At 45.7% G+C, this 381-nt stretch carries 1 protein-coding gene; it reads left to right on the plus strand.

What is annotated here, in order from left to right; all coding sequences use genetic code 11:
• Positions 1-381, plus strand: a 381-nt coding sequence (gene porN, locus HC175_RS20300) for a type IX secretion system ring subunit PorN/GldN (RefSeq protein WP_168139853.1), incomplete at both ends; no start/stop codon positions are given.

Genomic DNA, 381 nt, shown 5'->3' on the forward strand with positions numbered 1-381 from the left:
GGGAATCAATAGATCCTCAGTACATAAGCCGAAGAGATATTTCTTCTGCAGATATTGCCGAATACCACATCCGCGGATACTGGTACTTCGATAAGCGCCAGGCCGAATTAAAGTATAGGTTGTTGGGAATTGCCCCTGTAGCACCCGATGTTAACTTTATTGACGAAGGTGGCGCAGATGCCCTTGTAGAGCTTTTCTGGGTATGGTTCCCTGGAGCACGTGAGGTGTTAAACCAGGCTTATGCCTTTAATCCTGAAAACTCTTCCAATTCCTTCTCCTTTGACCACCTGCTCAATGCACGTAGGTTCAATGCTACGATCTATGCTGAAGATAACGTACAGGGTGACCGCCAGGTAGATGATTACATTAGTAATAATGCCT

It is taken from the genome of Salinimicrobium oceani (genome assembly GCF_012037645.1).